This window comes from Calditerricola yamamurae (genome assembly GCF_054654135.1).
This window is the reverse complement of record NZ_BAAIFH010000006.1, coordinates 360,288-373,106: the sequence shown is the minus strand read 5'-3', so window position 1 is coordinate 373,106 and position 12,819 is coordinate 360,288. Positions and strand designations below refer to the sequence as shown.

The 12,819-nt window shown below is 56.6% G+C and carries 11 protein-coding genes and 1 pseudogene; 2 read left to right on the top strand and 10 right to left on the bottom strand.

Going from position 1 to position 12,819, the window contains the following annotated elements:
- The first annotated feature begins 20 nt into the window (after window positions 1-20).
- On the top strand, window positions 21-1,244 hold the full coding sequence (locus tag ACYQ0Z_RS08150; protein ID WP_459866531.1) for a D-alanyl-D-alanine carboxypeptidase family protein: 1,224 nt from the start codon (window positions 21-23) through the stop codon (window positions 1,242-1,244).
- A 243-nt stretch (window positions 1,245-1,487) separates the two neighbouring features.
- On the opposite strand, the gene ACYQ0Z_RS08145 is transcribed toward ACYQ0Z_RS08150, so the two are convergent.
- Together ACYQ0Z_RS08145 and ACYQ0Z_RS08140 are read right to left on the bottom strand one after the other, a co-directional pair.
- Window positions 1,488-2,153 (bottom strand): YneB family resolvase-like protein, encoded by a 666-nt coding sequence (locus ACYQ0Z_RS08145; protein WP_459866528.1) that lies wholly within the window; start codon window positions 2,151-2,153, stop codon window positions 1,488-1,490.
- A gap of 142 nt (window positions 2,154-2,295) precedes the next feature.
- Window positions 2,296-2,523, bottom strand: a complete 228-nt coding sequence (locus tag ACYQ0Z_RS08140) for a hypothetical protein (protein WP_459866525.1) — start codon at window positions 2,521-2,523, stop codon at window positions 2,296-2,298.
- A gap of 165 nt (window positions 2,524-2,688) precedes the next feature.
- On the opposite strand from ACYQ0Z_RS08140, the gene lexA reads away from it, so the two are divergent.
- Window positions 2,689-3,303 carry a transcriptional repressor LexA gene (gene lexA / locus ACYQ0Z_RS08135; protein ID WP_459866522.1) on the top strand — a complete coding sequence of 205 codons (615 nt, stop codon included), beginning with the start codon at window positions 2,689-2,691 and terminating at the stop codon, window positions 3,301-3,303.
- A gap of 74 nt (window positions 3,304-3,377) precedes the next feature.
- On the opposite strand, the pseudogene ltrA (ACYQ0Z_RS08130) reads toward lexA, so the two are convergent.
- From ltrA (ACYQ0Z_RS08130) to glnA, 8 genes and pseudogenes are all read right to left on the bottom strand, one after another.
- A pseudogene (gene ltrA / locus ACYQ0Z_RS08130) lies at window positions 3,378-4,785 on the bottom strand (group II intron reverse transcriptase/maturase).
- Between the two features lie 604 nt (window positions 4,786-5,389).
- The gene (locus ACYQ0Z_RS08125; protein ID WP_459866519.1) at window positions 5,390-5,833 is read right to left on the bottom strand and encodes a hypothetical protein; all 444 of its coding nucleotides are present in this window, start codon (window positions 5,831-5,833) and stop codon (window positions 5,390-5,392) included.
- Window positions 5,834-5,922: 89 nt separating this feature from the next.
- The gene (locus ACYQ0Z_RS08120; RefSeq protein WP_459866516.1) at window positions 5,923-6,645 is read right to left on the bottom strand and encodes a hypothetical protein; all 723 of its coding nucleotides are present in this window, start codon (window positions 6,643-6,645) and stop codon (window positions 5,923-5,925) included.
- 676 nt (window positions 6,646-7,321) lie between these two features.
- Window positions 7,322-8,362, bottom strand: a complete 1,041-nt coding sequence (locus tag ACYQ0Z_RS08115) for a transposase (RefSeq protein ID WP_459866513.1) — start codon at window positions 8,360-8,362, stop codon at window positions 7,322-7,324.
- Window positions 8,289-8,609, bottom strand: a complete 321-nt coding sequence (locus ACYQ0Z_RS08110) for a hypothetical protein (protein ID WP_459866510.1) — start codon at window positions 8,607-8,609, stop codon at window positions 8,289-8,291. Before ACYQ0Z_RS08110 ends, ACYQ0Z_RS08115 begins: the two co-directional genes overlap by 74 nt.
- A 220-nt stretch (window positions 8,610-8,829) precedes the next feature.
- Window positions 8,830-10,236 (bottom strand): group II intron reverse transcriptase/maturase, encoded by a 1,407-nt coding sequence (ltrA, locus tag ACYQ0Z_RS08105; RefSeq protein WP_459866507.1) that lies wholly within the window; start codon window positions 10,234-10,236, stop codon window positions 8,830-8,832.
- Between the two features lie 455 nt (window positions 10,237-10,691).
- Complete coding sequence (locus ACYQ0Z_RS08100) at window positions 10,692-11,177, bottom strand: DUF456 domain-containing protein (protein WP_459866504.1); 486 nt, start codon at window positions 11,175-11,177, stop codon at window positions 10,692-10,694.
- A 151-nt stretch (window positions 11,178-11,328) separates the two neighbouring features.
- Window positions 11,329-12,663, bottom strand: a complete 1,335-nt coding sequence (gene glnA, locus ACYQ0Z_RS08095; RefSeq protein ID WP_459866501.1) for a type I glutamate--ammonia ligase — start codon at window positions 12,661-12,663, stop codon at window positions 11,329-11,331.
- Window positions 12,664-12,819: the final 156 nt, after the last annotated feature.

Sequence of the window (12,819 nt, the reverse complement as noted above, 5' to 3'; positions counted from 1 at the left end):
GAAGGAGGAAGAGAACCGGAATGGATCCGTGGTTGTGGTTCAAAAAGCGGAAGTCGGTGAAAAGGCGCCGGTGGACAACGATTTTATTTTTTTGGGTGTGGGTTGTATGGACGGGGACCCTGGTACTGCCTGGGTGGGCATCCCTGGCCGCCGCGTCATCGACGAGTGAGGGCGGCCAGGTGGATCATCCGCCACCGCCGACGATCACGGCGCAGGCGGCGGTGCTCATCGAGGCGGTATCAGGGCGCGTCCTCTTTGCAAAGAACAAGGATCAGCCCATGTATCCGGCCAGCATTACCAAAATTATGACAGGGATCGTCGCGCTGGAAGTAGGGCGGCCCGACGAAATGGTCACGGTGTCCAAACATGCGCGGGCAGCAGACGGAACGCGGGTGTACCTGGCCGAGGGGGAGCAAAAGCCGCTCCTCGACCTTGTGTACGCCGCGTTGGTCAACTCCGGTAACGACGCGGCCATCGCCATCGCCGAACACATCGCGGGGAGTGAGGAGGCGTTCGCCGCGATGATGAACGAAAAGGCGCACGCCATCGGTGCGCAGCATACCCATTTTGTGAACGCGAGCGGCCTGCACGACCCGCAGCATGTGACAACCGCATATGATATGGCCCTGATTGCACAGTACGCCATGCGGAATCCGACGTTCCGCGCGATCGTTCAGACGAAACGCAAACCGTGGCACGGGCAGGAGTGGCAGTCGGAGCTCGTCAACCACAACCGTCTGTTGTGGGAGTATCCCGGAGCCACCGGGGTCAAAAACGGCTTTACATCGAAAGCCCGCTTTACGTTGGTCGCGTCGGCAGAGCGCAACGGCGTGTCGCTCATCTCGGTCGTGATGGGGGCAAATTCGGCGTCCACGTTGTACCGGGAGACGAAGGTGCTCTTGGATTACGGCTTTGCCGTCGCCCCCAACCTTCCACCTGCCCCCTGGGTGCTTGTCGAGAACAGTATGGTGACCAAACAGAAAGCGAAATCCGTCGTTCGCGCTTCCTCGGCCGGAGCGGATGAGGCGGAAAACGATGGCTGGAAGCAGTGGGTTTCCGCTGTAAAGGAACGGATCGGGAAATGGCTTGTGGGGATGGTGCTGCTGACGCTGTGCGGGGTCGGGATCGGGTTGTTGGTGCGGGCGAGCCTGGGGCGTCTTCTCGTAAGGCGTCGCCGCCGGCGGATGTGGGTTTCCCGCTGGGGACCGGATTCCCGACATTTTCCCCCTCGTCACCATCTGTAGTGTCAGTCCGCATCGGAAGCGTTTTTGAGTATAAAACGACTGCGGGGTGCACAGGTCACCCCGCTTCTGTTTTTCCTCTCTAGTTTACATAATGTATATTATAGGACGTAAAAAAGGTGCGAGAAAAAACCTCGGTGTTTGTCTCAAACAAAGAGTTCACTCTATATTTTGAGACGAAAAAGGAAAGCGCGAAATGAGCGGTATCGATTTCATTTCGTACACGTTTCGTCTGGGTCTGCGCGTTTACGGTTCCGAGGATTCGGGATTGTGGGTTTCGCGATACTCCTGATACCGCCGGTGGACCGTCGCCTTGGAGACGTCATACCCTAGGCCGCGCAACGTGGCGGCAATTTCGGCGAACGTCAGTCCGTGTTGTTCCCGCAGGCGCACCACTTCCTCCACCGGCACGTCGAGCCGCGTGCGTCCGGCGTGTGCGCCGCGGTTCTTCAGGTTGTCCTCCGGCCGGTAGCCGGCGGCCATGGCCCGGCGGATGCCGCGGGAAATTTTGCGGTTCATCAGGCGCCGCTGGTATTCCTCAACCTCGGCCAAGATCTTGATGACGAGCCCGTCCATCTCCGACAGGACAATTTCTCCCTGGTGTTCCAGGGTGTACACTTTTGCGCCCATGCGGAAAAGCTGGTGGAGCACCGCGATTTTGGTGTGACCGCGCCCGATGCGCGTCTCATCCTGGATCACGACGCCGTCGGCCTGCCCGTCTCGCACCAGGGACAGGAGCCGAAACAGCCCGTCTCGCTCCACGTCGTACCCGCTGGCCTGCTCGGCGATGCGCTCGACGATGGTCCAACCCTGTTCTCGGGCAAACTGCTCCAACTCCGCGATCTGGCGGGCCAAGCTGGTCGCCTGTTCCGCTTTTTCCGTGCTGACGCGCGCATACAGCACCACGCGCATGCTCCTCTCCCCTCCCCTTTCGCGCCATCACGGCATGCTCTTCCTTCTTATTGTAGCGGGAACGGACTTATTGTAGCGGGAACGGATCGCCTGTGTGGACGCGATGGCGGGATGTGGCAGGCGGTTGATCCGGAGCTTGCTGTCACTCCGGCGGAAATCGGTTTCCGGCGTCATCAAAGGGCACGTGGGCGAGCAGGTGCGGATCTTCCATCAGGCCCGCATCGCGGTCGGCCAAGAAGGTGCGGTCGACAGGTAACTCCTCGCCGGTCCTCGGCTGCTGGGTGCTTAAGGGAGCGCCTTTTTGGGGTGCGCGCGCGGCGGGCAGTTCGCTGTCATCTTTGTGGTGCCAGGAAATGTCCCGAACGTCCATTTCGATCGCTCCTTTGCTGTGGATTTGGCGCAGGGAAATGTGCGCGTGCTTATGGACGAGTATGCCCGATTGCGCGCGCCATTATGCCGAACGTGCGTTTGTGGGGATGCGCGCCATATGGTATAATGAAACCAAATTGTGGGCAGCACGAGGAGGATATCGTGTATGGAAAAGCTATCAAGTCGGCAACGGGCCATTTTGGAATTTATTAAAGAGGAAGTCCGGAAGAAAGGCTACCCCCCGTCGGTGCGCGAGATTGGGCAAGCCGTTGGCCTGGCGTCGAGCTCGACGGTGCATGGCCACTTGGCGCGGCTGGAGAAAAAGGGGTATATCCGGCGCGACCCCACCAAGCCGCGGGCCATTGAGATTCTCGACGTCGATCCGCCGGCCACGGAGGTAGAAACGACGCTGGTGCCGGTGCTGGGGAAGGTAACGGCCGGCCAGCCCATCGAAGCGATCGAAGCCGTGGAGGAAACCTTCCCCCTCCCGAAGGATTGGGTGAACAACGACACCGTCTTCATGCTCCGCGTCGAGGGCAACAGCATGATCAACGCCGGAATTTTCGACGGGGACCTCGTGATTGTTCGCCAGCAGCCGGTGGCCAACAACGGCGACATCGTCGTCGCCCTCACTCCCGACGGCGAAGCCACGGTGAAGCGCTTCTTCAAGGAGAAGAACCGCGTTCGCCTGCAGCCGGAAAATGACGAGATGGCCCCTATTCTGCTTCCCGAGGTGAAAATCGTCGGCAAGGTGATCGGCGTGCTGCGCCGGTTTCAGTAACCGAATCGAGTAGGAGGGGGCGGCTAACCCCCGTCCTCTCACACCACCGTACGTACCGTTCGGTATACGGCGGTTCACAAGGATTGACGAAGCTGAGCGTACAAGTCGGCTAAACTGAAGAGGCCCCGTTCTCGCCAGTACGCGAGGCCGGTGGCCTTATTCATTTGTGGAGAAAGAGCCCGGCGCCAGTATCCCTTTCGGGAACCGCTCAGCATTTTCGCCCATTCAGGCGGCAACCCAAGGGCGATCAGGTTTCGGCGGATCGTCTTCGGTCTTTTCCATTGCTTTAGGAGGCACATCCGCAACCGCCTTTGGATCCATTCATCCAGGGATTGGAGCGGGCTTGGGGTGTCAATCAGGCGGAAGTAGCCGATCCACCCCCCGCAGGTAGGCGTTCAGCCTCTCGATTCGCTCCTCCATGCTGACGCTGTGGCTCCGACGGGTCAGATTCCGGATGCGATCCTTAAACCGTTTAACGGTTTCCGACGCCAGGCGGATGCGCGGCGTTTTCTCGCTGGTAAACGAGAAGCCCAGGAATTTGCGTTTCCACGGGCGGTCTACCGCGCTTTTCTCCAGGTTGATCTTCAGTTTCAGCCGTCCCTCGACGAACTTTCGAATGCTGGCCATGACGCGTTCGCCTGCCCGACGGCTCTTCACGTAGATGTTGCAGTCATCGGCATAGCGAACGAACTTGTGGCCGCGTTTCTCCAACTCTTTGTCCAGGTCATCCAGAAGGATGTTGGCCAGGAGAGGGCTCAGCGGACTGCCTTGCGGCGTTCCTTCCTCGCTCCGCACACATACCCCACCCGCCATGACGCCAGCCTGGAGGTAAGCCCGAATCAGCTTCAGGACACGCTTGTCCTTCACCTTGCGGGCTACCCGAGCCATCAGGATGTCGTGGCCCGCCCGGTCGAAGAACTTTTCCAGGTCCATGTCCACCACATAGCGATAGCCGGCCTCCACGTACGCTCGCGCCCGGCGCACCGCCTGGTGCGCGCTGCGTCCTGGCCGGAAACCAAAGCTGGCCTCCGAAAACCCTGGATCAAAGATGGGCGTGAGGACTTGCAAGAGGGCCTGCTGGATCAGGCGGTCCAGCACCGTGGGGATACCCAGCAGCCGCACACCGCCACCGGGTTTCGGGATTTCGACTCGGCGGACCGGAGACGGCCGATAGGTTCCCGCGAGCAACTCTTCGCGGATGCGTGTCCAGTGGTTGACGAGATAGACGCGGAGATCTTTCACCTCCATCCCGTCAATCCCTGGTGCACCCTTGTTCTGCTCAACACGGCGCAAGGCGCGGAGCATGTTCTGTCGCTCCACCACCTGCTCCATCAGGTTGTCGCCTGCTTCGCGGGGCAAAGTGGCGAGGGGTGCCGGAGAAGGACTCGGCGCTCCTGCGGTCCCCCGCGGGTTCACCGCTTCCTCCCGCAGGCAGCTCCCTTTTGGGATTTTCGGCTGTCGTCGCCCTTCTCGCGAACCCATGTCGCACCCACCCCTTTCCTTGTGTTCGGCCCTTCCGTCTCCCGGACGTCACGGGGGACGTACGATGACCTCTGCTGACTCCTGCCAGTTCAGCCGCGCCTTTCGACGCGCACTTACCCGGTAACCGGGCGTACCCGGCAGGCCTCCCCGGGTAAGAGCGCTGTCTTTCCCTCCATCTACCCGCCCCATTTACTGCCTGTACCCTTCGGCGGCAAGGACTTCGTCTTGTTGTGCAGACTCGTCCAAGCACAGACAGCCTCGTATGGGGTTCCTGTTCGTCGGGCCGCAAGGTTCCGCCGGCTTCCTTCAGACTCCGCCTCGCGGCGGACGCCCTTGCCTTAAGCGAACGGGCGACTGCCATCTTCGCCGCTCGGGACTTTCACCCTATAGACAGCGCCCATGCCGGGCGCACAAACTGTCAATCCCCCACCACAAGGTGGGGGCAAACGCTTTCTGAGCCGTTTGGGACAATGTCGAAAAAGTTGTATGACCATACTTATCCCACGAAGAAGGGGCCAAAAGGTTGACCATGAAAAAAGCATGTTGCTCCTCCACAGGAATTCTCCTAGATTGTAAACCATCCGATCAAAATACTTTTACAAATTCATTGTTGTCTTGCTTTGGTCAATGCGGAAATGAGGTTCACACAAATCACGCAGATCAAACCAACCAGAATCGCTACACCGAACAAAATGCTGTAAACAAACACACTTGCAGGCTTGAATCCACCGAAATAAAGGTAGATGACCACTAGATACCCTAGCATTCCGATAATCAAAAAAGGTAAAGCCCCCACAATGCTTATTCTAAAGATTTCTTTTTTAGTATAATAAGGAAGCTTTATCACAAACTGCCTCCAGAAAATAGCGAACGTGAGCGCAATAACAAGCAGCTCAATAAAGGGAAAGCGAGGACCAGGGAAAAGGAAGATCATAATAAAAAAGAAAGAGATACAAAGCAGAAAAACGATTACGTTTAGAACCGCCAAACGTAAACCATACTTCGTTGTCGAGTCGAGCTTTATAAAAGAAAGAAAGCGAAGGAGCAAATTTAACCCCTCCTCAATAAATGATCTAACCTTATACGGATTCTGATTTAAACGTGTTTGCTAAACAGTTGTTGAATATAGTGGCTCTTTTAATGGCAGTGATGCCATTGGCTATGGCCAATATTTGGAGAACAATTACGCGTTCCGTTGCACCACTTATTCGTTTCTGTATCCATAATTGCTTCTTGCCAACACCACGGTTGCGCAAAAGTAACTAGCGCGTAATAACAATCACTCAACAAAAAACCTTTACAGTCATCTCCTCCATTATCATCAAGGCATGGTATATAGGCGGTTGTGTTGACTTCGGAGTCAGTATTCCTGTGATTTGTGGAATGAGACATTTTCTTAGCAATCTGGCTCACGTCTTTCTCGATGGTCAACAATATATGATGACCATCCTCTTTAAAATTCCATTTTCTTCTAATCATTTCAATGTTATTGAAATAAAGTACTACATCAACTTCATTTTCATAAATATTTTTAATGTGGAAATGACCGTTTTTATCAATTAGAACTTTCATATCACCAACGCCAACCTCCCAATTAGGAGGGTTCAAAACGATCTTACCATTACCGTCAGAGAGTTCAATAAACCTTCCATAATTTTGATCATTCAACTTCATCTTATTATCATGTGATAAATTTTCCATCTCCTCTTTGGGTATATTCAAAACAATTTCAACCTTTCCGGTTAATTCATGTCCGATTGTTGATTTAGCAAATACAACTTCATTTGTATAGTACCCTACAACTAAGACAGCAATCAAAACAACAAGAACAACAGGAAATAAATATTTATTGATTTTCATCAACAAGATCACTCCTTCCTAAATTTACTATGCAAACATTGGGATTAGCATTACCCATGCAAACAATTGATTACACACCCAACATAAGCAGATATTTCGTGCTTAAAGTATGGATCCCTCCGTTTTTTTTACTGCAGCAGCAATAGCATCGATACTGAAGTATTACCTGAAGTATTATTATTGGATTTGTTTTTTAACTTTTTCACTCGTATTAACCCTGCAATGAGTTCACTAATCCCCCCTATCAGAATAATGATGTTAAGAATGAAAGTATGAATACTGTATGGTTGTTTATAATAGGAATATACATTATAAGCACCACCAAAGATCATTATAATGGAAATGAGGAACTGACGTAAAAGGCCCCCATCATTCAAAAATAACACCTCCAAACCATATTTGTGGAGAAGTGAGAACGTAACTTTCTGAAAAGATTGTACAACACATAATTCCATCCGTCAAGTTCTGTAAGTTCTAGAGCTTTTTTCGCTGTGCCTGTATCTAGGTCTGATCTGCATCAGGCCATCTTCAGTTTTGGGGGATTCCCCGATTCTTTTTTAAACAAGATTGGTTTTCATGCATATATTACCCAGGTTTCTAAAAAAAAGACAATACTCACCTCTCTTTTTCCAATCCACGGAAAAAGGATAAACAAAACCATCCTGCTCTTCCTCAACTACGCAACCTGTACAAAACTCCTCAGATTCCCTGACAATCCCTCGCGCAGGCGTCCAAGCGCCATTCCCAGCATGACCACCAGCGCAAGCCCCACACGCACGCGCATCTTCTTCAGCCCTCGGATCGTGTGCGTCTCAAAGCCGTACATCGTATCCAGACGGGAAAACACGCGCTCCACCGCCGTGCGCTTTCGGTACTCTCGCGCCCATCTCGCGCTCCCGCGCGCGATCGGCGTAAACAAACGCCGATTCACGTCCATTCGAATGCGCAATCCCCTCGCTGCGGGGCACTGGGCCTCTCCGGCACAGGGCAAGCCGTACGCCTTTGCCGGACACCGCTTTTTCAGCGTTCCGCGCTCTGCTTCAAAGCCTCCTTCGGCCATTGTCCGCATTGTCCCCGTTTCTGGACACACGCAGAACACGCGTCCTTTGTTGTCATACACCACGTTTGTTTGCCCCTCAAGGATTCGCGTCGCCTCACCGTCCCGCCAGCTTGCCCGGATGTCGATCACCGGCCGGATGCGGTGTTCGTCCCACAGCCGCACGATGAGTTTCGTGTCGTCGTAGCCTTTGTCCGCCGCAAGCACTTCGGCACGCGCCAGCACTTCTGGACGTTTCGCTTGCAGCTTTTCCAAAAGAGCATGGGCTGTGGCGACATCGGCTTTTGAGGCGGGTGTCACCGTGTAGGCCACCGGCAGTTCATGGGTGCTGTCGACGATGAGATGCAGCTTGTATCCAAACCACCGGAGCTTTGTCGCGTTCCCCTCGCGGTCGCGCACCGTCTTAAACCCATAATCCGCATCCCCGTCCCGCCGTCCGTCGGGCGCGGTGTTTTTCGGCCGGTGACGCGCGTACGACCGAATGGCTTTGCTGTCCAGGGCCAGGCGCTTGCCGTAGTCGGGAAGGTATGTGGCCACAGCCTGCTGGAGCGCGACAAAGAGGGACTCCAGCTCGGCCTCATGGGCTTCAACCCGTTTCCAGAAGCGACTGAAGGCCGCGGCACTTGGCACGCGGTCGCCAAAGCCCAAAAGCCAGCGCAACTGCCCGTTTCGGCTCAGTTCGCGTCGCAGGGATCCGACGCGGGTGCTGGAACACGACGAGGGCGATATACGCATTCCACATGGCCCGCACGGGATAATCGTCCCGGCCCTTGCCGCGCGCTTTCTCCAGTTTTTGCATGAGGGCTTCGTCCGGGAGATGTTCAAGGACAAGCTTGAGGCGTTCGAGATCACCGAGTCCGGCAATTTCGTTCCACGAAAACAGGGAGCCTTGTGGTAGAATGGCCATACAGATCTTCTCCTTTGAGGCAGGTTCTTCTCCTTTTGAGTTTACCAAAAGGAGGGACAACCTGCTTTTTTCATGGTCAACCTTTTGGCTCCTTCTTCGTGGGGTAAGTATTGTCAGACAACTTTTTCGACATGGCCCCAAACGGCTCAGAATCGAGTAGGAGGGGGTGGCTAACCCCGTCCTCTCACACCACCGTACGTACCGTTCGGTATACGGCGGTTCACCAGGATTGACGAAGCTGGGCGTACAAGTCGGCTAAACTGAAGAGGCCCCGTTCTCGCCAGTACGCGAGGCCGGTGGCCTTATTCATTTGTGGAGAAAGCGCCCGGCGCCAGTATCCCTTTCGGGAACCGCTCAGCATTTTCGCCCATTCATGCGGCAGCCCAAGGGCGATTAAGTTCCGGCGGATCGTCTTCGGTCTTTTCCATTGCTTCAGAAGACACATCCGCAACCGCCTTCGGATCCATTCGTCCAGGGATTGGAGCGGGCTTGGGGTGTCGATCAAGCGGAAGTAACCGATCCATCCCCGCAAGTAGGCGTTCAGCCTCTCGATTCGCTCCTCCATACTGACGCTGTGGCTCCGACGGGTCAGATTCTGGATGCGATCCTTAAACCGTTTGACGGTTTCCGCCGCCAGGCGGATGCGCGGTATTTTCTCGCTGGTAAACGAGAAGCCCAGGAATTTGCGTTTCCACGGGCGGTCTACCGCGCTTTTCTCCAGGTTGATCTTCAGTTTCAGCCGTCCCTCGACAAACCTCCGAATGCTGGCCATGACGCGTTCGCCTGCCCGACGGCTCTTCACGTAGATGTTGCAGTCATCGGCATAGCGAACGAACTTGTGGCCGCGCTTCTCCAGTTCTTTGTCCAGGTCATCCAGAAGGATGTTGGCCAGGAGAGGGCTCAGCGGACCGCCTTGCGGCGTTCCTTCCTCGCTTCGCACACATACCCCACCCGCCATGACGCCAGCCTGGAGGTAAGCCCGAATCAGCTTCAGGACACGCTTGTCCTTCACCTTGCGGGCTACCCGAGCCATCAGGATGTCGTGGTTAACCCGGTCAAAGAACTTCTCCAGGTCCATATCCACCACATAGCGATAGCCAGCCTCCACGTACGCTCGCGCCCGGCGCACCGCCTGGTGCGCGCTGCGTCCTGGCCGGAAACCAAAGCTGGCCTCCGAAAACCCTGGATCAAAGATGGGCGTGAGGACTTGCAAGAGGGCCTGCTGGATCAGGCGGTCCAGCACCGTGGGGATACCCAGCAGCCGCACACCGCCACCGGGTTTCGGGATTTCGACTCGGCGGACCGGAGACGGCCGATAGGTTCCCGCGAGCAACTCTTCGCGGATGCGTGTCCAGTGGTTGACGAGATAGACGCGGAGATCTTTCACCTCCATCCCGTCAATCCCTGGTGCACCCTTGTTCTGCTCAACACGGCGCAAGGCGCGGAGCATGTTCTGTCGCTCCACCACCTGCTCCATCAGGTTGTCGCCTGCTTCGCGGGGCAAAGTGGCGAGGGGTGCCGGAGAAGGACTCGGCGCTCCTGCGGTCCCCCGCGGGTTCACCGCTTCCTCCCGCAGGCAGCTCCCTTTTGGGATTTTCGGCTGTCGTCGCCCTTCTCGCGAACCCATGTCGCACCCACCCCTTTCCTTGTGTTCGGCCCTTCCGTCTCCCGGACGTCACGGGGGACGTACGATGACCTCTGCTGACTCCTGCCAGTTCAGCCGCGCCTTTCGACGCGCACTTACCCGGTAACCGGGCATACCCGGCAGGCCTCCCCGAGTAAGAGCGCTGTCTTTCCCTCCATCTACCCGCCCCATTTACTGACTGTGCCCTTCGGCGGCAAGGACTTTGTCTTGTTGTGCAGACTGGTCCAAGCACAGGCAGCCTCGTATGGGGTTCCTGTTCGTCGGGCCGGAGGTTTGCCGCCGGCTTCCTTCAGACTCCGCCTCGCGGCGGACGCCCTTGCCTTAAGCTAACGGCTACTGCCGCCTTCACCGTTCGGGACTTTCACCCTATAGACAGCGCCCATGCCGGGCGCACCCAAAACAAGGCGGGTACCGGCCGGTACCCGCCTTTTTTTTTTTCACCACAGGACATCGATCCAGAACCAGGCGATGATCACCAGTTTGAGGATGGCCTTTGCCACCGCCCCGCCCAGGAAGCCGAGAAGCGTCGCCAAGCCCACGGTGAGCGCTTCTCGCAGGTTCCGCCCGCGCACCAGCTCGGCGGCGAGGGCGAGCAGGAACGGGCCGACGAGCAGACCGAGCGGGCCGAGCAGCAGTGGGCCGACGAGGGTACCGGCGATAGCCGCCCACACTGCGGCCTTGGATCCACCAAACCGGCGCACGAAGAGGGAGTTGGCGGCAAAGTCGGCGGCGAAAATGGCGACGGTTACGAAGGCGGCAGCGATCCAGAAGGATGTCGACAAGGCGGTGGAGTTGATGCCGTAGTGATAAAGCAAGAACGCCACCCACAAGAGGGGGATGCCGGGCAAGATGGGCACGATTGTGGCCAGGAAACCGAGGGTCATGCAGGCCAAGACGGCTACCCACAAGAGGCTGGTCATCATTGCGGTTCCTCCATTCTGGGGAAAGGAGTATGGATATCCGACACCGATTTGCCGTTCACTGAACAAAAGGGGCTGGCCAGCGGCCAACCCCTTTTACTTTCGCTGTCCCTACTCCCTCTCCCTGCTTGTTGCGCGTTACCGCCTTCCGCCTTTAGTAGTGCTCGAGGTACTGTTCCCGCTCCCACGGGTGTACCTGTACGCAGAAGAGGTTCCACTCGATTTCCTTCGCCTCAATGAAGTGTGTGAGGGCATGCTCGCCAAGAGCGTCGCAGATGACGGGATCCTGCTTGAGGCACTCGAGGGCCTCCTTGAGCGTTCCCGGCAGGCTTTCGATGCCCAGATCGCGACGTTCCTCTTCGGTCATGATGTAGATGTTGCGGTCGACGGCCGGCGGAAGGGTGAGCTTGTTTTTGATGCCGTCAAGGCCCGCCTTCAGCATGACCGCCAGGGCCAGGTACGGGTTGCACGACGGGTCGGGACTGCGCACCTCGATGCGTGTGGATTGGCCACGCGACGCAGGGATGCGCACCAGTGGGCTGCGGTTTTGCACCGACCAGGCTACGTACACCGGCGCTTCATACCCCGGCACGAGGCGCTTGTAGGAGTTGACCGTTGGGTTGGTGATGGCCGTGAAACCGCGGGCATGCTCGAGAATGCCGGCCAGGAAGTGGCGGGCCACCTGGCTGAGGCCCAGCTCGTCGGTCTCATCGTAGAAGACGTTCTTCTCGCCGACAAACAGGGACAGGTGCGTGTGCATGCCCGAACCGTTGACACCGTAGATCGGCTTGGGCATGAAGGTGGCGTGCAGTCCGTGCTGACGGGCGATGTTCTTGACCACCAGCTTAAACGTGATGATGTTGTCGGCGGCCGTGACGGCGTCGGCATACTTGAAGTCGATTTCGTGTTGCCCGGGAGCCACTTCGTGGTGCGATGCTTCCACCTCAAAACCCATCTTGTCGAGGGTGAGCACGATGTCGCGGCGGCAGTTTTCGCCCAGATCGACCGGTGCCAGGTCAAAGTACCCGCCTTTGTCGTTGAGCTCCATGGTTGGCTGGCCGTTTTCGTCAAGCTTAAAGAGGAAGAATTCCGGCTCCGGCCCTACGCTCATCGTCGTGAAGCCGAGTTCTTGCGCCTCCTTCAGCACGCGCTTCAAGATGCCCCGCGGATCGCCGGGGAACGGTGTGCCGTCCGGCAGGTAGACGTCGCAGATCAGACGCGCCACACGCCCCTCTTCCGCACTCCACGGGAACACGACCCACGTGTCCGGGTCGGGATACAGGTACATGTCAGACTCCTCGATCCGCACGAAACCCTCGATGGTGGAACCGTCAAACATGATCTTGTTGTCGAGGGCCTTCGGCAGCTGGCTGACGGGAATCTCCACGTTCTTAAGGGTTCCGAACAGGTCGGTGAACTGCAGACGAATGAAGCGAACGTTCTGTTCCTTTGCCAGTTTGAGGATGTCGTCCCGGGTGTACTTGCCCATCCTTCCGCCTCCCAATCCATGTGCCTGTCACCCAGTGGTCGGGAACCAGCTGTGTGGGTGATGCGTTTACCTCCATTGTATGGGGAAATGGCAAACTCGTCAACAGTTTTCTAACCTTGTGTGTAAGAAAATCTAACATGAAGGCAAAAACGAAAC